Annotated in this window: 18 protein-coding genes; 13 read left to right on the top strand and 5 right to left on the bottom strand. The window is 28.8% G+C overall.

The features are described 5' to 3' along the window. Positions 1-85: 85 nt before the first annotated feature. Together OW730_RS23045 and OW730_RS23040 are read left to right on the top strand one after the other, a co-directional pair. Positions 86-460, top strand: coding sequence for a hypothetical protein (locus OW730_RS23045; protein ID WP_271226397.1), 375 nt, complete (start codon positions 86-88; stop codon positions 458-460). After that, positions 460-1,503 carry a phosphodiester glycosidase family protein gene (locus tag OW730_RS23040; RefSeq protein ID WP_271226396.1) on the top strand — a complete coding sequence of 348 codons (1,044 nt, stop codon included), beginning with the start codon at positions 460-462 and terminating at the stop codon, positions 1,501-1,503. The genes OW730_RS23045 and OW730_RS23040 overlap by 1 nt, the downstream gene beginning before the upstream one ends. A 102-nt stretch (positions 1,504-1,605) precedes the next feature. On the opposite strand, the gene OW730_RS23035 is transcribed toward OW730_RS23040, so the two are convergent. The 4 genes from OW730_RS23035 to OW730_RS23020 all read right to left on the bottom strand — a co-directional run bounded on the left by OW730_RS23035 (position 1,606) and on the right by OW730_RS23020 (position 4,971). After that, complete coding sequence (locus OW730_RS23035; protein ID WP_271226395.1) at positions 1,606-2,154, bottom strand: hypothetical protein; 549 nt, start codon at positions 2,152-2,154, stop codon at positions 1,606-1,608. 369 nt (positions 2,155-2,523) lie between these two features. Further along, positions 2,524-3,921, bottom strand: a complete 1,398-nt coding sequence (locus OW730_RS23030; RefSeq protein ID WP_271226394.1) for a HAMP domain-containing sensor histidine kinase — start codon at positions 3,919-3,921, stop codon at positions 2,524-2,526. After that, a complete protein-coding gene (locus tag OW730_RS23025) occupies positions 3,914-4,603 on the bottom strand; it encodes a response regulator transcription factor (RefSeq protein WP_271226393.1) in 690 nt (229 codons plus the stop codon). The genes OW730_RS23030 and OW730_RS23025 overlap by 8 nt, the downstream gene beginning before the upstream one ends. Before the next feature lie 134 nt (positions 4,604-4,737). Beyond that, positions 4,738-4,971, bottom strand: coding sequence for a hypothetical protein (locus OW730_RS23020; RefSeq protein ID WP_271226392.1), 234 nt, complete (start codon positions 4,969-4,971; stop codon positions 4,738-4,740). A gap of 43 nt (positions 4,972-5,014) precedes the next feature. Between OW730_RS23020 and OW730_RS23015 the strand changes: the two genes are divergently transcribed. From OW730_RS23015 to OW730_RS22995, 5 genes are all read left to right on the top strand, one after another. Then, complete coding sequence (locus OW730_RS23015; protein ID WP_271226391.1) at positions 5,015-5,152, top strand: hypothetical protein; 138 nt, start codon at positions 5,015-5,017, stop codon at positions 5,150-5,152. A 506-nt stretch (positions 5,153-5,658) separates the two neighbouring features. Then, the gene (gene pssA / locus OW730_RS23010) at positions 5,659-6,225 is read left to right on the top strand and encodes a CDP-diacylglycerol--serine O-phosphatidyltransferase (protein ID WP_271226390.1); all 567 of its coding nucleotides are present in this window, start codon (positions 5,659-5,661) and stop codon (positions 6,223-6,225) included. Positions 6,226-6,249: 24 nt separating this feature from the next. Further along, complete coding sequence (locus OW730_RS23005) at positions 6,250-7,140, top strand: phosphatidylserine decarboxylase (protein ID WP_271226389.1); 891 nt, start codon at positions 6,250-6,252, stop codon at positions 7,138-7,140. Between the two features lie 149 nt (positions 7,141-7,289). Continuing rightward, positions 7,290-8,285: a DUF2935 domain-containing protein gene (locus OW730_RS23000; RefSeq protein ID WP_271226388.1), complete on the top strand. Its 996-nt coding sequence runs from the start codon at positions 7,290-7,292 to the stop codon at positions 8,283-8,285. A 115-nt stretch (positions 8,286-8,400) separates the two neighbouring features. Beyond that, positions 8,401-9,495 (top strand): hypothetical protein, encoded by a 1,095-nt coding sequence (locus OW730_RS22995; RefSeq protein ID WP_271226387.1) that lies wholly within the window; start codon positions 8,401-8,403, stop codon positions 9,493-9,495. Positions 9,496-9,654: 159 nt separating this feature from the next. Here OW730_RS22995 and OW730_RS22990 read toward each other — a convergent pair whose 3' ends face one another. Beyond that, entirely contained in the window at positions 9,655-10,266 is a 612-nt protein-coding gene (locus OW730_RS22990) for a hypothetical protein (protein ID WP_271226386.1), read from the bottom strand. 549 nt (positions 10,267-10,815) lie between these two features. Here OW730_RS22990 and OW730_RS22985 point away from each other — a divergent pair. From OW730_RS22985 to OW730_RS22960, 6 genes are all read left to right on the top strand, one after another. Further along, complete coding sequence (locus OW730_RS22985; RefSeq protein ID WP_271226385.1) at positions 10,816-12,489, top strand: sensor histidine kinase; 1,674 nt, start codon at positions 10,816-10,818, stop codon at positions 12,487-12,489. Further along, a complete protein-coding gene (locus OW730_RS22980) occupies positions 12,489-13,190 on the top strand; it encodes a LytR/AlgR family response regulator transcription factor (protein ID WP_271226384.1) in 702 nt (233 codons plus the stop codon). Before OW730_RS22985 ends, OW730_RS22980 begins: the two co-directional genes overlap by 1 nt. A 156-nt stretch (positions 13,191-13,346) precedes the next feature. Further along, positions 13,347-14,759 (top strand): carbon starvation CstA family protein, encoded by a 1,413-nt coding sequence (locus tag OW730_RS22975; protein WP_271226383.1) that lies wholly within the window; start codon positions 13,347-13,349, stop codon positions 14,757-14,759. Between the two features lie 524 nt (positions 14,760-15,283). Then, entirely contained in the window at positions 15,284-15,958 is a 675-nt protein-coding gene (locus tag OW730_RS22970) for a hypothetical protein (RefSeq protein ID WP_271226382.1), read from the top strand. A 46-nt stretch (positions 15,959-16,004) separates the two neighbouring features. After that, positions 16,005-17,021: a hypothetical protein gene (locus OW730_RS22965; protein WP_271226381.1), complete on the top strand. Its 1,017-nt coding sequence runs from the start codon at positions 16,005-16,007 to the stop codon at positions 17,019-17,021. A 314-nt stretch (positions 17,022-17,335) separates the two neighbouring features. Beyond that, positions 17,336-19,390 carry an HD domain-containing phosphohydrolase gene (locus tag OW730_RS22960; RefSeq protein ID WP_271226380.1) on the top strand — a complete coding sequence of 685 codons (2,055 nt, stop codon included), beginning with the start codon at positions 17,336-17,338 and terminating at the stop codon, positions 19,388-19,390. Positions 19,391-19,748 lie beyond the last annotated feature (358 nt).

The following is a 19,748-nucleotide window of genomic DNA, read 5'->3' as shown; positions in this document are numbered from 1 at the left end:
TATCCAAGGTATTACCGATAAAAAAATATTAAAGTCATACGAAAATATAATATAGACATAAAAAATTAGCAGAGAGGGTGAACCTATGGTTGAAAATAGAAAAGTCAGTAGTAAAAGTAAAAGAGTAAGTAAAGTACTGACTAATATATTGATTTTTATAATTGTTCTAGGATTTTGGAGTGTCGTTATTAGCTATGGTTATACCTATGCTAAAAACTATATTGATACATCTATAAATAATGTTAGACATGAAAATGCAATGAATATTGAAGAGTTAAAGGATCAAGTAAAGTTACTTAGTGATTCAATAAAAGTATTAAATGATACTATAGATAATACAGATACAACTATTTCAAGTACTACGGATGTTCAAAAGCGAATTGATGATAAATTAGAAAAGTTAGATGCTAAATTAAAGGAATTAGAAAAGAGTTTAAGTATTTTAAAGGGGGCGCCTTAATGATAAAAAGTAATATTTTTTTATTTTATTTAGTAGCTCCTCTTTTCGCACTTCTTCTTGTAGGGTTCAATGTTACTTATAGCAGCGGACTTATTAAAGAGGACACAAAAAGTTTTAATAAAGAAATAAGTGATATGCAAAATGAAATTGATAATTTAACTGAAAAAGTTACTGAAATTAAAAGGACTGCAGAAAAACAGGAAGAAGTTTTTAATGAACAAAACAAAAAAATGACTGAGTTAATGCGATCTAGTCAATTACAAAAGAAAATGTCAGATGATATATATGAACAAAAAATCTTAAAAATATTAGGACAACCTATAGATACTCATATGAGCAGTCGTTCAGAAATAAAAATTTTTAAGTTAACTGAATTAGGTTATCGTGGATACATTGCTAAAGTAAAATTATTTGACGCTGAAGCCTTCAAAGTTGTTCTAGCAAAGGATGCTCTTGGGGAAAAAGAAACAACTTCAACTGCAGGAAAGAGGACGAATGCAGTACTTGCTATAAATGGCGGTGGATTTTATATGGAAAATAGAAATGGCAAAGAGTATGCACAGTTGTCAGGAAACACTGTAATTAATGGAAAACTTGTTCAACCTTTTATAAAGAATACAGCGGGGTCTTTTGTTGCAGGGATCAATAAAAATGGACAAGTTATTGGAACTGTTCCTAGATCACATTCAGAACTTTTTAAAATTCAGCCATATCAGGCTGTTAGTTTTATTCCTATACTTTTAAAAGAGGGAAAAAAGCTTGATATACCAAAAGACTGGAAAGAATCAAAAAATCCAAGAACGATTATTGGGAAATATGCAAATGACGATTTGATTTTGATTGTTATTGATGGACGCCAAGGAAGATGGAGTCAAGGGGTTAGTTTAGAAAGGCTTCAAAATAAGCTGTTAGAATTAGGAGTAAAAGATGCTTATAATTTAGATGGTGGTGGATCAAGTGCTATGTATTATAAGGGGAAAATTTTGAACAGACCTTCTGATGGAAAAGAGAGGCCTGTTGTAAATAATATTGTTATATTTTAAAGGAAATAACTACATTAGATGAGATAGAATGTATCCTATGGAGTAGTTAAATAATAAGTCTGCGCCATAGGGTACATTTTATTTTAATCTGAATATGATAGGTTAGTTACAGCAACCTCCACGGCCTTGCCCTCTTCCTTTACCTCTGCCGCGACCATTTCCATTGCCATTACCTCTACCGCGACCATTTCCATTACCTCTGTGATCCTTAAAGTTCATTTCATTAACATTAGACTGCAGCTTTTCTTTAATTGTTTTAGCTTCTTCAGCAGTTATATCACCTTTCTTTACTGCTTCATCAACTTCAGTTAATCTAATAGCCATAAATTCTTTCTTAAACTCTTCAATATCAATATTATTCTCATCAAGAATCTCACCTAAAGTTTTTCCATCATTAAATGCACCTTCAATATAGTCCTCAGTTAAATCAAACTTTTCAATAAGAATATTATTTATTATTTCATATCCGTTAGCTCTATTAATCACACCATACCCAGGACATGAAGTATCTGAGTTTCTTCTGTAGTTTGAGCTGTTTCTGCCCATTCCATTTCTTGAATAATTGTCATACGTATCAGCTGAAACTGAAATAATTGTTCCAAATGATAAAATTGCAGCTAATCCAATACCGATTAAAGATTTCTTTTTCATAATTAATACCTCCTAGTTGATTTGTTAAATTAATAATATAAAAGTCCGTTGATGGAACTATGACTAAAATGTGATAAAACTGTGAAATTTGACGTTGATGAAGCACAATTTCGGCGTCATTACAACTCTCTGCGCTGCTCATGTAAATTAGACAATAAAAGGGTTGCTTGATTCATTTGCAATCAAACCTTTTATTTAAAATACAATATTTTATATTTGTATAAAATGAGTAAATATTTATTGTTCTAATGAACAATAAGATGTAGTTTCTGAGTAATCAGAAACATCCATCGTTTTCAACTTTCCGTTCTCAATTTTCAATTTCTTTTAATGGTTTTTAACTTTTTTATGTGCACGCAGCGCGTGCTATTATTTAAAGTATTTGTCAGGAATATAGAAGGAGAAAATTGCTCCACCTTTCTCTGAATTTTTAACATCATAAAGGAAGTCATGTTTTATTAAGATTTCTTTGTTAATAGCTAAACCAAGTCCCATGCCGCCACTTTGAGAGTTCTTTGTGTATCTATCCCATATTACATGCAATAATTCTTCATTTATTCCTGGTCCATTATCCTTTATTGATATCATGATATATTCATTTGATGAACTATCTCCTAGTGAGATACTGGAGAGAACATCAGCATTAATAAGATCAATTGTAAGGGTTATATAACCTTCAGTGGGAGTAACCATTGAACTATTAGTTATGAAATTTACCATACATCTATGAAGCTGAAGTTCATCAATAAATATTTTTTTCTTTGATATATGATCGGAATATTGTAACTTTAGTGAAATATTTTTATCGTTTAAAAATATAGTAAGGTCTTGTTTTATAGAGTAAATAAACTCAGTAATATTTATCCATTTACGATTTAGAGGATACTCTAAGCTTTGTAGTTTTGATAAATGCATAATATCAGATACCATTTTATTTAATCTATCTACTTGAATTATTGAACTGTTAGAATAAGATTTAACACCTTCATTATCTAATAGGTCATCATATATTGCCTCATTACAATTTCGTATTATACTTAGAGGCGTTTTAAAATCATGAGATACATTAGCAATAAATTCACGCTGTAATTTATCTTTAAGTTTAAGCTGCTCTTTCATATGTTCCATAGCATAAGCTAGATCTCCAAGTTCATCATTTGAAGTTTCCTGATTTAATGAAAAGGTGCTATAATCCCCTGAAGCTATGGCTTCTGCATTCTTTTTAAGAGAAATTACAGGAGTCGTGAATTTTCTTCCAAGAAGTATTGCCATGGGAATAGATATAATAATTCCAATTAGGAATATTATTCCCAGAATTAAATATATTATTTTTAAATAATTATCCACTTGAATTTTACTTCTAAATATATATAAATTTCCATAGGCTGTTGATTTCTTAAAATACAAATAGGTTGTTCCATTAGGGTGTTGTATAGTGCCTTTATCCTTCAATGTTGAGTAATCAAAATGTGAGAAAAAGTTACTCCCACGTCCATTCATACTATGCATCATACCTTTATTCTGAGTTGACCAAATTTCTTTCTGAGTTACGCTATCAACTAAAACTCCTTTGAAATCGTTATTTTTATATTGATATCCTGTAAGATAGCTACCTAGTATGGTATTACTTTCGGCTGAAAGTGTAGAGTATTGTTGACTAATATACAATTTTGATAAGAAGAGTGAACTTAATATAAAGCATATTAGGACTATAAACGATATTGTTATTAGAAAATATTTTAAGAACTTCTTAGTAATCCTACTCATCTGTTTCACTCCATTCAAATTTATATCCAATCTTCCATATAGTTTTAAGATTGCTCTTACATAAAGAAACTTTTTCTCTTAGTTTCTTTATATGGGTATCAACTGTACGAGTATCACCATAGAAATCATATCCCCATACCTCATTTAAAAGTTTGTCTCTAGAGAAGACAATATTAATATTCCTACAAAGAAATACAAGGAGAGTATATTCCTTAGGGGTTAAGGTTATAGTTTCGTTATCAATAGTAACTACGTGAGTTTGTTCATTGATTTTAAGAGAACCAATTGATATAAAATCATTTTTAACATTCTCTTTTGAAGAAATAACAGAAGAGATTCTTAATTTGACTCTTAAAACAAGCTCTCTCATGCTTAAGGGTTTAGTCATATAATCATCTGCCCCTAACTCTAATCCGAAAACTCTATCGTCTTCTTCAGATCTGGCTGTGGTGATAATTACGGGAGTATCTCCTTGAGATTTGATTTTTCTAAGTAGACTCCAGCCATCTTTCCCAGGCATCATAATATCTAAGATTATTAGATCAAATGTATTCTCATTTAAAAGTTTTTCTCCATCGTTTCCATTAAAAGCTGTTATGCATTCATATCCTTCCTTAGATAGATAAAGACACATAACCTGTGATAATTGTTTCTCATCTTCAACAATTAGAATTTTTTTCATAGGGAACCCCCTTATTTGTTCTTGGTATTTTAATTATAACCTTTAAATGTGATAAAAGTGTGAAAATTTAAATTCACAAAGATGCTTATAATAAAAATAAGCAAAGAAAAAAAGATTGGGTATCCAATCTTTTTTTACTCGTTTATGACATGAACTTTCACCGTGAACTTAAAATATTGCTCATCTTCTGTATTATGCTTATACAAAAATGTGAGAACTTCACTACCTTTATCTTTTGAATCAAAATAAAAGAATTGTCTGCCTAAAGAATAGCCAATTGGAACATGTAATGCATCCTTGTACTTAGTTTTATTAAGTTCTATCCAATTTACCTTTTTAAATTTTAAAATATTTGAATCGTAATCCAAATGCCATTTAGCAGCTATTGTTAGATTTGCATGTAAGGATATTATGAATTCCTTATTTTTTGGAATAGTTATTTCTAATGTTTCATTTTCTTTTGATACATACTTTTTAAAAGTACAATCATTGTTATCATATGTTATTAAATATACATATTTTAAGTTTGAATTAGTAGAGATATCATAATTATATGTTATAGAGGTATCTTTAGTATTAATAATAGAATGCTTATTATTGTAATATACAATGACAATGAAAGTAATTATTATTGATAATAGTATAAAAAACGTTTTTTTTTCATATTATATTTCCTCTCAATATTTAAATTTTTACTTATACAATTTAATACGGAATTTTTATCAAAAAGAGTTAATCAAGTTATATTATTTTTAAATATATTACATTTTTTATATATTATAACATTGCATTGTAAGAAAGGATATGACATTATAATATTTGCTAAAGTTATGTGGAAAAATATTCTGTTGAATTAGGGGAAGAGTTTCTAGTAATTCACAAATAATGATATTTTATCATTGGAGGGATTAGTGTATAATAGTAGAAGATACTTTATAATTTATAAAGTAAAATCAAATTCTTTCTTAAACATATTATAATATTTATTTATAAAGAATATAATGAATCAAATAATAAAAGAGAGGAAATAAGTAGGACAATCATAGGGGGATTAGATGAGATATATGAAGATTCGAAAGGAAAAGATGCAGAGTTTTAAAATGGCATTACCCAATATAATAACATTTATGAATTTATTTTTTGGTATATCAGCTATTTTAGTTGTTTCAGGAGGTAGTAAGGGATTATCATTAGCCTGTGTATTTATATTGTTTTCTGCTACTTTAGATAGATTAGATGGTAAAGTGGCTAGAAAATTAAAAGCAGAAAGTGAATTAGGAGAACAACTAGATTCACTAGTAGATTTAGTTTCTTTTGGTGTAGCACCAGCGTTTATAACATGGAATATGATATTTTCAAGCACTGGAATACACATACTAGGATATACATCAGTTATTATTTATATATTTGCAGGGGCATATAGGTTGGCTAAGTTTAATATATCAACATGTAGAAAAGTTTATGTTGGGTTACCTATTACCTGTGCCGGTGGATTATTAATACTGTACAATATTTATTTAATATTCACAAACTCTATAGCTGGAAGCGGAATTAAGACAAGCGTTATAATGATAGTTTTGGCTTATTTGATGGTTTGTAAGGTTGAAGTGAAGAAAATGTAAAATAAACATAAAAGGATTAAAAATATGGATATCTATTATATAGAAAGAACAACAGGTGAAAAGAAGAAAGAAATTGTAGCAGGGGATAGGTTTTTAAGATGGATGTATGATACAAAGTCTGGAAATACAATACTTGAGACAATTGGTAAGAAAAAAATATTCTCAACCGTATATGGAAAACTTCAAGATTTTACTTTTAGTAGAAAAAAAATAAAGACTTTTGTTAGAGATTTACAAATAGATATGAGTGAGGCAGAACGAGAATCTGTAGAGGATTATAGTAGTTTTAATGATTTTTTTACAAGAAAATTAAAAAAAGCATCAAGACCTTTATCACTAAACAAAAATCACTTAATTTCACCAGCGGATGGGCGTGTTTTCGCTTATGAAAACATAGATAAGGAACAGGTAATTCAGGTAAAAGGGTCTTATTATAGACTAGGTGATTTATTAGATGATGAGAAGCTTGCTGATGAATTCAATAATGGAGTATGTATTGTAATTAGATTATGTCCAGCAGACTACCATCGTTTTCACTTTCCAGATAGTGGTGTTGCTGATGGGTTTAAAAGAGTTAATGGACAATATTATTCAGTAAATCCTATATCACTTCATAAGATTGCTCAAGTGTATTGTCAAAATAAGAGGGAAATAACCTTATTTGATTCTGATAACTTTGGAAAGATCATCTTTTGTGAAGTAGGAGCTACATGTGTAGGTTCTATTGTGCAGACATATAAAGAAGGTGAACATGTAGAAAAAGGAGAAGAAAAGGGATATTTCAAATTTGGGGGCTCAACAGTGATTTTATTTCTAAAAAACGGACAAGTAAAAATTGATGAAGCTATATGCCAAAATACAAAGATGGGTATAGAAACAAAAATCAATATGGGTGAGATTTTGGGAGAAAAATAAAGTTGATTTAAGCACGGGTTACCGTGCTTTTTTTTATGTGTATTTATAAAGCATTTCCATAGTAATAACAAGGTTGCAATATTATGAATATAATATATAGATAAACTACTTTAACTATAAATCCAATGATAATAAGAGGAGATGCAAATATGGATAAATATTCCTATGGTTACTCAGAATACGATGACTATTACGATAGTTATTATGATGATTATTGTGAGTATGATATGAAATATGATAACTGTTACTGTCAAGGTGGAGGTAGCAGAAAAGACTTATTGTGTGTACAAGTACCTAATAAGAAAAAAAACATCAGAGAAGAAATTCTATTCTGGTCATGTGATTCTATTGAGCACATAGAAACTATTCTAGAATCAAATAGAGTATTTGAACTTATGATTCCTTCAGAGATTAAAAGAGAGCTTGTCGATATATCAGAAGAGTTGAATAAAATAGTTGAAAAGCTTAAATGTAAAGATGGGTATGATTATTACATTTATGATGAATTGAGATATTTTTTGTGGTTAAATGCTAAGTTAATTAAAGTATTTAATAGATTAATGTATGAAGGATATGCGGGATCAGCAATTTTATTTGAAACACTTAATCATTTTATGATTGAACAGATATATATTACAAGGATATTTGAATTAATTCAAACAACCCCTAACTATGTTGATAAGAGAAATGTTTGGGGACCTCAATTTTATACAAAATTTGGATTAGGTAACAGTCAGCTTGAATGTGCATATGTTCAAATGTATTTTTGGAATGTAATTAGTGCTCAACACAGTTCTCTTCTAGAGAATACTTCCCCTGAATTTTTAAGGGAGCTATCATTAAAGACATTAGATAGGTTTCAGGAATTTAAAAAAGAGTTTAATGACTTGAACATTGAGTTAGGAGAAAATTTTCACAGATTGAATAAATCAAAATGGGATTGTAATATTCTTACTAGAATAGCAAAGGAAGCTTTTGAATTAAATAAAAGATTTGTTAAATTCCTTTGGTCTTTATCCGAAGAGTCTATCGGTTGTAGACTACCAGAATGTACTCCCCAAGCGTTTTTTGATACAAGGGAGCATATCTTGTATGAACAGAGATATTACAATGATATTTTAGAGAAAATACTAGCAGTTTTATGATAATTATTAAAGTTAGACTATACTGTAAACTGTACTACAATGTTGGAGATTTATTGATATAACAAGTGTGAAGAACACGTGGTATAAACTGAAGATGACAAAGGAGAGAAAAAAAGTGAGTAAGTATTATAGGGAGAACAGATATTCAAGGAATCGTGCTAATGATATGTACGATGACTATAATGAATTAGACAATACACCATCTACAGAAAATTGTTATGGTGAAAGATATTATAATAGAAGAAGTTCTAATAGTAGATATTGTGAAGAAAGATATTCTAAAGATAAACGATGTGATTCATTTAGAACAAGGTGTGGATGTGAAAGTAGAGATGAAGAACCTTGTACAAACAAAGAATCCAGAAATAGCAAAAGGTACAATTGCTCAGAAGAGAACCAATATAAAAAAGAGGTTCACTTTTGGTGTGGAGGAGCAATTCAGCATATAGAACTATTGATAGGTTCAAATGGATTATTTGGAGCCGGTTTAAGTAAGGAAGTTAAGCTATACTTAGATCAACTGAATAATGAGTTTTGTTATATACTTGAATTAGTACAATGTTATAAAAGTGATTCTGATAAAATTGTGAAACGATTCTTAAAGGTGAATTCAAGTTTTATTAAGATTTTAAATAAAATAATGTTTGAAGAGTATTTAGGATCTACAGAATTATTTGAACTGGTAAATCATTTTATGATAGAGCAGATTTATGCATCTAGAGTATTTGTTGATAAAAAAAGAGCTCCTCAATATAAAGCGAAGAGTTGTGTGCTTGGACCAGATTTCTATGAAAAAAATGGACTTGGAGAAACTAAGCTTGAAATTGCATACAATACCTTCTACTTCTGGAATATTATCAGTGCACAACAAGCCTCTATACTAGAAAATATTATAACTTATTACAATTGTAATGTTCCTAAAAAATTCTATTGTGCTTTTCATAATTTTAAAAGAGCATACATTTGTCTTAATAAAAAGTCTGGAGAGTATTTTGATACTATGAGTAGTATAAAGCTTAAGAGTATAGGTACAGATATGTTATATGCAAGTATGCAGTTCTTAAATTTTTTATACAGTTTGACTCCCATTGAAATTGGTACCTTCTTACCAAAGGATACTCCAGAGGCGTTCTTTGATTTTAAAGAGCATGTAGTAGAAGAACAGGAATATATAAGCCAGAGGTTAAAACGTTGGATATATTCTCTATAAAGATAAATAGAAGTGGATAAAAGGGTTACTCGTTTCATAAAGATTGAAATATTGTGCAATAAAAACAATGTTTTATGGAAATGAAATGAGTAGCCCTTCTTTGTAATTAATATCAATAAAGATGTGGATTCTGTCTTAATTTTAGATAGATTCCTAATATTAAAAATCAAATGTCTTAGTAAGGATATCATGTTTTACAACAATAGAATTTTCAAAATAAATTACAAGAAAATCATCTTCAGAGTGAAAGACTCCATCTACAGATTTACCTAAATGGTATACTAAATAATCTTTATATGTATTCTTAGGTATATTTACATCAACTTCTTCAGAAGGAGTTTCGGCTCCTAAAATGTTTATTATCTCTTTTTTATCTTTTCCAAATAGTTTGTTTTTCTCAAGCATATCATCTAACATTAAGAATCTTGCTGAAACTTTATGCTGCCACTTATTTGAGGTGAAATTAGAATAATAGGATTTTTCAACTCCATAAGAGACATTAGGGATGGCAAGTGTTAAAAATAATATTAAGAAAAAGAGTATTCCTTTCTTATAACTTGATTTCCATATATAATATATTAAGAAAAGATATACTGGAAAATGAATTAGAAAACAAATGATATTTAAAAAATTTGTGATTACAGACCAGTCTGGAGATAAGACAACAACTGCCATGGAAATCGGTAGTACAACTCTTATATATCCCCATAGTAGCAGTACAATAATAACGCACTTCAATAAACTTTTAAAATTCAAATTAAACTTTTCCATTTTAATACTCCAATTATGTTTGTTATGTTAAAAAACTTTTTAGTGTAATTTTTTTGAATTGTGAATTTATTGTATGATTTACACTTCTATAATTATACATCAAAGGATTTTTGTTGCAATCATTATTGTTTAAAATTAACATTTATTTTAAAATATAGTCATTAAGAAAAGGGAAAATTCTGAAAATTATCCACAAATAATGGATAATTATAAAAGTTATGCACATAAATGAGTATATGATGGCATTAGAATGTGGATTAAAATTGAGAAAAATTAGAAATTATCCACATTGAGTTTTAGATAAATTGAATTTATGTGGATAAGAATTGAGTTTTTTAACAAATGCTATAATTAATGGATTATCATCAAAAAAAGCATAAAACAAAGATACTATAGAATTAACCTTTATGCAAGTAAATAAAAGGAAATTACATAATAGTAAAATTAGTCGAAATAATACGAATTTATGAGATATAATATAAATAAAGAAGAATGAGTGGGATAAGATATAAAAAACTTAGTTGAGCGTGGACAGTGGGAGGTGATCATATGAACTTGATTAAGAATCTTGTTAACAATCTAGGTTATATATTTCTTATAGCGTTTATAATTACGCGGTTGAGGGTATTCAAAAGGACTATTGTTAAAGAGAAATTTAAGAGAAGCGACATATTGCTTTTATCAATGGTATTTGGATGTTTTGGGATACTTGGAACCTACATTGGAACAGAAATTAATGGGGCAATCGCTAATACGAGAATGATTGGGGTTGTAACAGGGGGAATTCTTTGTGGCCCATTTGTTGGGATTGTTAGTGGAATTATCGCAGGAATTCATCGGTTGTTTATGAATGTTGGAAGTGCTACTGCTCTACCATGTGCTATAGCAACCATAATAGCAGGAATTTTTTCAGGATATATATATAAGATATTTAATAATAAAAATAAGGTTTTGTATGGATTTATATGTGGAATAATAATGGAAAGTATTGAGATGCTTATGATATTCATAATGGTAAATCCAAAAGAATTAGCAATGGCTATAATAAAGCATATATATATTCCAATGGCATTTACTAATGCATTTGGTATTGCGCTGCTTATTGCATTGGTAAATAGTATTGTAAGAGAGAAAGAAGAGATTGCAGCTAAACAATCACAGATTGCATTGGAGATAGCAAATAAAACACTTCCTTATTTTAGAGATATAAACGAAGATACTTATGAGGAAATTTGCTCAATAATTAAGGAATACACAGATACAGATGCAGTAGCTATTACTGATAAAGAAAAGATACTGGCTCACGTTGGAGCGGCATCAGATCATCATATAAAAGGGGAGTATTTTAAAACAGAAGCTACCCAAAACGTACTTGATACGGGAGAAATCTTGGAATTGAAAAATAAGAAAGAGATAAATTGTTCAAATAAAAAATGTCCATTAAAATCTGCCATTATTGCTCCATTGAAGGATGGAGACGAGATTATAGGGACATTGAAAATCTATTATGTTAAAGAAAATAAAATTTCTCATACAAATAGAAGCTTAGTTCTAGGGCTTTCGCAGCTTATTTCAACTCAACTTGAGATAAGTAAATTGAGCATACTTCAAGATATGGCAAATAAGGCTGAAATTAAAGCTTTACAAGCTCAAATAAATCCACATTTTTTATTTAATGCTTTAAACACAATTGTATCATTTGTGAGAATGAATCCTGATAAAGCTAGAGAGCTAATTATAAATTTATCTACTTATATGAGATACAACATAGAGAATGTTATGAATCTATCAGATATTTGTAAGGAACTTGAACAGGTGAGGGCTTATGTTGAGATTGAGAAAGCTCGATTTGGAGATAAATTAAATGTTGAATATCACATAGATGATGATGTGAATATAAAAATACCTAGTTTGATTATTCAACCTATAGTTGAGAATTCCATTAAGCATGGAATTATGAAAAATGGGAATAGTGGAACTGTGAGTATAGAGGTTAAAAATATTTCAGATGATAAAGTAAAGGTAATAGTACAGGATGATGGGATTGGGATACCAGAGGAAGTGATTCGTAGAGTGTATTCAGGGGATGTTAAGCAGAATAAGATTGGAATTTCTAATGTTCATAATAGATTAAAGTATTTTTATGGAGAAGGACTTAACATTGAAAGACTTGATAAAGGAACCAGGGTAAGTTTCATAGTAAAAAGGGAGGAGGAGCTATAATGAATAGTATTATCATAGATGATGAATTTCCATCAAGGGAGGAATTGAAATTTTTCATTGAAAACTTTTCATCAATAAAAATAGTTGGTGAATTTGAGAGTCCTATTGAAGCGCTTGCTTTTCTAGATAAGGAGAAGGTTGATGTTGTATTCCTTGATATTAATATGCCAAATATAGATGGTATGACTCTTGGAAAAATTATTTCAAACAAGAGCAAAGAAATCAAAATTATATTTATTACAGCACATAAGCAGTATGCTGTGGAAGCTTTTGAACTTGAGGCATTTGATTATATTTTAAAACCTTATTCAAAAGAGAGAATAGTTAATCTTTTAAAGAAACTTGAGAGGGTTGATGAAAAAGGTGCAATGGGGGATATTCTTTCAGTTTGGAAGGGGGAGAAGATTGTTATATTGAAGTGTGAAAATATATGCTATTGTGAAGCTGTAGAAGGGCATACCATTGTACACACATCTCAAGATGAATATGTTGTTAACAGTAGTTTATCTCAGTTATTTAAGAAACTTGGAGAGGAACAATTTTTTAGGACACATAGAGCCTTTATAGTAAATATGAGAAAAATCGAGGAAATAACACCTTGGTTTAATAATACATTTATGTTGAGGTTAACAGGAATAGATAAGGAAATTCCCGTAAGTAGAAATAATATAAGTGAATTTAAGCACCTCATGGGCATATAGTAACACTTTATTCACAAATTTAATCATTTCGTATAAAAATAGAAATATTCATACTCTTTTTCCTTATAATTAAGGTATGTTAGGGATCGGGCTTAATGAATCGGGTCATAACATGGGAGGATCCTATACATAATAAAAACGTAGGGGGTAAAGCGTATGGTATCATTTATCTTATCAATTTTTGCACTTATTCTAGGTTATTTGATTTATGGTAAGATTGTTGAAAAAGCTTTCGGTGCTGATGAGAATAGAAAGACACCAGCAGTTAGATTAGAAGATGGAGTAGATTTTGTTCCAATGCCGAACTGGAAGATATTTCTTATTCAATTTCTTAATATTGCAGGTTTAGGGCCAATCTTTGGTGCTATAGCAGGAGCACTTTGGGGTCCGGTATCGTTTATTTGGATAGTTTTAGGGTGTATTTTTGCAGGAGCAGTACATGATTATTTCTCAGGAATGTTATCTGTAAGACATGATGGAGCAAGTATACCAGAAGTTGTTGGTATTCAATTAGGTAATGGATTTAAACAGTTTATGAGAGTATTCTCAGTTATCCTTCTTGTATTAGTAGGGGTTGTATTTGTTAAAGGACCAGCTAGTATACTTAATGGTTTAACAGGAGTTAATGTTACAGTATTACTTTTAATTATCTTTGCATATTATCTTATTGCAACTGTTGTTCCGGTGGACAAGCTAATAGGTAAAATTTATCCTATATTCGGAATATGTTTATTGATAATGGCAGTTGGAATTGGATTTAGCTTATTCTTTAAAGGATATCAAATACCAGAAGTTTATAATAATTTTGGAAATATGCATTCAAATGCATTGCAAAATCCAATTTTCCCATTCCTTTTCATAACAATAGCATGTGGAGCTATATCTGGATTCCATGCAACACAATCCCCATTAATGGCTAGATGTATTACTAATGAGAAGCAAGGTAGACAGATATTCTATGGATCTATGATTGCTGAAGGTATAGTAGCGTTAATTTGGGCAGCAGCAGCAATGAGTTTCTTTGGAGGAGTCAATGGACTAGCATCAACAATGGCGGAAGGTCATAATGCAGCATGGGTTGTAAATGAAGTAAGTAATGGAATGTTAGGTAAAGTAGGTGGATTCCTTGCAATACTAGGAGTTGTAGCTTGTCCTATAACTTCAGGAGATACAGCATTTAGAAGTGCAAGATTAACAATTGCAGATTCATTTAAATTTAAGCAAAAGACATTAGTAAATAGATTTATGATAGCAATACCAATGTTTGTTATTGGATATATTTTAACTTTAGTAGATTTTGGTATAATTTGGAGATATTTCGGGTGGAGTAACCAGACATTAGCTACTATAGTATTATGGACAGCAGCAATGTATCTAGCAAGAGAAGGAAAGAATTTCTGGATGGCAGCAGTTCCAGCTACCTTCATGACAGCTGTGTGTACAACATTTATATTAGTATCAAAAATAGGATTTGGTATATCAATTAGCGTTGCAACTCCAGTAGGAGTTGTAGCAGGGGTATTAGCATTGATTATATTTATTAATGCTACTAGAAAGATAAAACAATAAAAGCTTTGATAAAAATTAATATGATAAAGGAGAATGTAGGTTTTGATATTTGTCAAAACCTACATTTTTAATGGCATAGATATATTCATTGCACTTATATCTTTTATCGTACACAGTATACTTAAAAAACATTGCACTAAAGAGTGAGGAGAATATGGCAATATTTAAAAGAAGTACAGATATAGAATGATATATTGTTTTAAAAAGGTAATTATAAAGGAATAATTGTAATTGGCATTTCCGTATTTCGCATTGTCTATCCAGTATAACAACTATAGTATTTCAAGAGATAATATTTTATGGCACATTATTGTGACCCAAGTCAGATTTACCCTCTTGTATATGAGAATACAATACATAGTATGATAATATATCCCAATATGTTACAAAAATTTGTTAATTAAGAAAAAAATAATGATAAAAATGAAGATTTCATACAAGAAATTACAAAAATAGACAAAAGAAAATGATATACTTATTATTGCTTAAGGGTTACTTTAGTCTAATTGTAATTGAGGGATGTTATGGAGTTAGTAAAAAGAAAAAAAGTGTATGCTATACTCATATTATTGTTTGGTATAGTATGTTATTTAATGGGAAATGTAATTAGGATAAAAACAATAAATAAAACTTCTTTCAAAATCAATGAAAAGTTTTATCAAATAGTTGAAGATATACTTAAAGATGTTGAAATAACATATGGGGATGAGAAGTATAGGTTAGATTCAAATAAGGTGGAATTTGATCATGAAAGAAAAGAAAAGAATCAATCTAATGAACAACATAACATAAATGTATGGATTTCATTAGAAAAGAAAAAAAATAATTCTCAAACTGGTGAGAACTTTTGCATTAAGATACCTATAGAAAAATTAGATGAAGAAGAATATACTTTGGATTGTAAATGGATGAAAAAACACAGGGGAAATATAACAGGAGAAATAGAGTTTTTCTCTCAGATTATTAATAATGTTGAAAATATATTTTATAAAGAGAGTATGAGATATGATTACGATTTAAAGGGGAATTTAAGAGTAAAAAATACTTTGGAAATTTCAATGGGAGAGAAAGAAATTGAAGAAATATTAATGGAATCTGAAATAATTGATGGAGTAGATAGGATTACTTTCATAGCAGAAATGTATGAAAAAAAGGACATTGGATTCAGTAAAGTTAATATTAAAGTTAAAAAGAGTTAAAATTTATGTTGATGAAGGAAATAACAAATAGAGAGGAATTAAAATTTTGAAGCAATTAAAAAAAATTAAAGTATTAACTATGATGATTGTAGTGTTTATAGTATTCTATCTTTCATTAAATCCCATAAATAATTTGATTAATAAAAAAAATGAAGAGAAAATTAATAACACTGTGCTGTATAAGATTAATGATTCTTTAAGTAATATTATGTTTAATGTAAAGTCTGAAGAAGGAAATTATTATGTGGAATTTAAGGATGTTGAGCATATATCAGATTTTAAAGAAATATTAAAAAATAGAATTAGTGAAGTTAAAGTAAGGTATGTATTTAGACATACCAAATCTCAAACTGAAAGTGAAGAGTTTTATATTAATATACCTGTACTTGTAAATAGTCACAATCGTAATTTTAGTATAGAAGGATATGATGAAACTAAACACATGGAAATAATAAGAAAAATATTAGAACAATTTTTAGAATTCAAATTTGAAGAATTCTACTGTGATTTAAAAAAGGAAGATTCTTTAGAGGTAAAAGAAATTGTAAGTCAAGTAATATATGATGATAGCAATATGAATTATGATGAAGTTGGAAACATAATTGAGGGAAGTAGTGTAGTATTTAATGCAAAAAAGAGTAATTCTTTAGGTGGAATGATTTTTTCTGGAGATCTTAACTGGGAATTAAAACAGAAAAAAGATGTAATAAATGTTGAAATTAAAGAATATACAGGTGAATTAATTCCTTTATGGTCAGTTGATTATAAAAATGTAGAAGAAATAAAGGTTTTTGAAAATGGAAAGAGTGAACTTAAAATTATAGATAAAGAGATGATACAGCGAATTTTTTCTCTTATTAATGAATTTAAGTATGAACAGGTAAATACTTTAGAAATGCAAAATATAATTAAAGATAAACATTATACACTAGTTTTTAATGATGGAATTTTTGAGTATTATGTTGTATCTGGAGCAAAGGGAATAGGGATTGTAAATAATCAGAGTGCTGCAGGTGAGGAGGCATCTCAAGATTTAGAATTTTTTTTGAAGATGGAAATGTAGTTTATGAGAATATAAAATAAGTGATTTAAAATAATTTTAAAAGCGGATCTTTTATAAGATGCGCTTTTTATGTGATTTACTTTAAACGGGGTAGTTTGGAAAAAAATAGAAAAAGTATATTGAAATATATAAAATTTCGGCAAAAAAAATAAAAAAAATAGAGAATTTTGCAGAAAGGCACTAAAAATTAAGTTAATTAATAAGAAAAAGTAAAATTTCATTGAGAAATGAATAATTATACATTAAAATATAATTAATGACACAAAAATTTAATAAATTTAAAGAGATTTAAATAATCAACTAGGGGGGACAAGATGAATTATATTGGGGTGATATATTCAGTAATAGCTATTATGCTGATTTGTATAATGGTATCTCTGGTAAATAAAGAATGTACTTCATTAAAAAAGATATACTTAGCGATGATTGCATGTCTATTCGTTTGGGTAAGTGCTGATACTGTTAATTTTTTTGCTTATGGTACATATATAAAATTATTTTTATATAACTTTAAATATTTAGGTATTTTGCCCTTGCCGAATTTACTTATGATTTTGTCTATGAAATACTGTAGTAAAAATAATATTATAAAACAGGAAATAATTAAAATAACTTGGATAATACCCATAATTTCATTTGTATTGCTTAGTACAAATTCCTATCACAAGTTATTCTTCAAATCATTATATGTAGCTGAAGTGCATAATGAACTTAGTGTAGTATCAGTGTATGGAGTTGCTTTCTGGATTTTTGCAGCAATAGCATATGGATTTTTGTTTATTAGTATTTTAATATTAATTTCTTGTTATTTTAATCTTCCAAAGTATTATAGAGGACAAACTATATTAATAATAATAGCTATGATTCCAGCATTAGTGGCAAATATTATTTCGATTTTTGAGTTAACATATTTAAATTATGATGTTACAGCTCTAGGGTTTATCCCTTGTGTAATAATATATAGATACATATTGTTTGATGCTGTTGTTGCAGAAGTAATACCTAAGTCAAGAGAGATAATTATTGATAGTCTAAGAAATATTATAATCATTACTTCAAAAGATGGTAAAATTATTGATTCAAATGATATGGCTAAGAAGGTTTTTGGGAAATATGATATAAATATTAAGTTAGAAAAGTTTGAAAAGGTTTTTCAAGAACTTGTGATAAAATCTAAAGCTGAAGTAACTAAAGAAATTGATAGAGTTGAGATAAAGATTTTAGTAGATGGGAAGGAATATTACTTTGTTAAAAATGAATCTGCTATTTGTGAAGATGGAGAAAATTTAGGAAAAGTAATATTTTTAAATGATATATCATACATGAAAGTTGCTATGAAGAAGCTTGAAACAATGGCAAAAAAAGATATGCTTACAGGTCTTTTTAATAGAGTATATTTTGATGAACAGATTTATGCGATAGGAAAGTCTAATATTGAAGACAAGCTGCCTCTTGCAATTGTAAAAGGGGATATTAATAGCATGAAGATGATAAATGATGCTCTTGGAAAGAAGATGGGAGACAAACTAATTGTAAAGATGTCAGAGATAATAAAAGCATTAGTTCCTGAAAATTCACTTGTGGCAAGAGTTGGTGGAGATGAATTTGGTATTATATTATTTAATACAAAAGAAGAAATTGTACTTAACATGATTAATGGAATTAAGAAACGATGCGAGGATGAAGGAGAAGGTCTTAATAACCTTAGTATGTGTTTAGGATATAGCATTATGGAGAATGTTGAAAAAAATATAGACAAACATGTTGAGTGCGCTGATAATTTTATGTATAGAAAAAAGATGATGGAGAGTAGAAGTGCTAGAAGTTCTGTTATAGATTCATTAAAAGTAGCATTAGAACAAAGTAATTATGAAACAAAAGAACATGCTGAAAGAACTAGGGAACTTGCTGTTAAACTTGCTAAAAGAGTAGGAATAAAGCAAAATAAAATTAATGATATAGAGATGTTGGCATTACTTCATGATATAGGGAAGTTAGCTATTCCAGATAGTATCTTAATGAAACCAGGAAAACTAACAGATGAAGAGTTTGAAGTAATAAAAACTCATTCACAGAAGGGGTATGATATTGCAATATCATCTCCAAATTTAATAAATATTGCAGAGGGAATACTTCATCACCATGAGCGTTGGGATGGTAGAGGTTATCCCAAGGGATTGAAAGGTGAAGAAATACCTATAGAATCAAGAATTATAACAATAGTAGATTCTTATGATGTTATGACAAATGACAGACCATATCATAAAGCTATGCCAAAAGAAAAGGCTATAGAGGAACTTCTTAGATGTAAAGGAAGTCAGTTTGATCCTCAATTAGTGGATATTATGATAGAAATGGTAAATGAATAGTGGACAGTGGACAACGATTGACATTTCTCTCCGAGAAATTTTAATTTTATTGTTCCTTGGACAATAGGTGTTTACCTGTTTCTTTTGAAATGAAACATTGTATTTTTAATACAATGTTTTTGTTTTAAAAAAAAGACAAACATACATTTGTATAAATTAGTTTTACTAGGCTATAATTAAAAACATAAAACAAATGTATAATGTAGAATTGAGAATGGAGAATGATTGACATTTCTCTTTGAGAAATTTTAATCTTATTGGTCTTTGATCAATGGGAGTTCACTCGTTTCTTTTAAAATGAAACATTGTGTTTTAAATACAATATTTTATCACAGATAAAATGAGTAAAAGCAATTAA

Source organism: Oceanirhabdus sp. W0125-5, assembly GCF_027938815.1.
Lineage (GTDB): Bacteria > Bacillota > Clostridia > Clostridiales > Clostridiaceae > Oceanirhabdus.
The sequence above is the reverse complement of the archived record's forward strand: the minus strand, read 5'-3'. Positions and strand labels throughout refer to the sequence as shown.

Excerpts from the sequence above, each read along its gene's own strand:
- OW730_RS23045 (WP_271226397.1), top strand. The coding sequence starts at position 86 with ATGGTTGAAAATAGAAAAGTCAGTAGTAAAAGTAAAAGAGTAAGTAAA.
- OW730_RS23040 (WP_271226396.1), top strand. The coding sequence starts at position 460 with ATGATAAAAAGTAATATTTTTTTATTTTATTTAGTAGCTCCTCTTTTC.
- OW730_RS23035 (WP_271226395.1), bottom strand. The coding sequence starts at position 2,154 with ATGAAAAAGAAATCTTTAATCGGTATTGGATTAGCTGCAATTTTATCA.
- OW730_RS23030 (WP_271226394.1), bottom strand. The coding sequence starts at position 3,921 with ATGAGTAGGATTACTAAGAAGTTCTTAAAATATTTTCTAATAACAATA.
- OW730_RS23025 (WP_271226393.1), bottom strand. The coding sequence starts at position 4,603 with ATGAAAAAAATTCTAATTGTTGAAGATGAGAAACAATTATCACAGGTT.
- OW730_RS23015 (WP_271226391.1), top strand. The coding sequence starts at position 5,015 with ATGAATTCCTTATTTTTTGGAATAGTTATTTCTAATGTTTCATTTTCT.
- pssA (WP_271226390.1), top strand. The coding sequence starts at position 5,659 with ATGAGATATATGAAGATTCGAAAGGAAAAGATGCAGAGTTTTAAAATG.
- OW730_RS23005 (WP_271226389.1), top strand. The coding sequence starts at position 6,250 with ATGGATATCTATTATATAGAAAGAACAACAGGTGAAAAGAAGAAAGAA.
- OW730_RS23000 (WP_271226388.1), top strand. The coding sequence starts at position 7,290 with ATGGATAAATATTCCTATGGTTACTCAGAATACGATGACTATTACGAT.
- OW730_RS22990 (WP_271226386.1), bottom strand. The coding sequence starts at position 10,266 with ATGGAAAAGTTTAATTTGAATTTTAAAAGTTTATTGAAGTGCGTTATT.
- OW730_RS22985 (WP_271226385.1), top strand. The coding sequence starts at position 10,816 with ATGAACTTGATTAAGAATCTTGTTAACAATCTAGGTTATATATTTCTT.
- OW730_RS22980 (WP_271226384.1), top strand. The coding sequence starts at position 12,489 with ATGAATAGTATTATCATAGATGATGAATTTCCATCAAGGGAGGAATTG.
- OW730_RS22975 (WP_271226383.1), top strand. The coding sequence starts at position 13,347 with ATGGTATCATTTATCTTATCAATTTTTGCACTTATTCTAGGTTATTTG.
- OW730_RS22970 (WP_271226382.1), top strand. The coding sequence starts at position 15,284 with ATGGAGTTAGTAAAAAGAAAAAAAGTGTATGCTATACTCATATTATTG.
- OW730_RS22960 (WP_271226380.1), top strand. The coding sequence starts at position 17,336 with ATGAATTATATTGGGGTGATATATTCAGTAATAGCTATTATGCTGATT.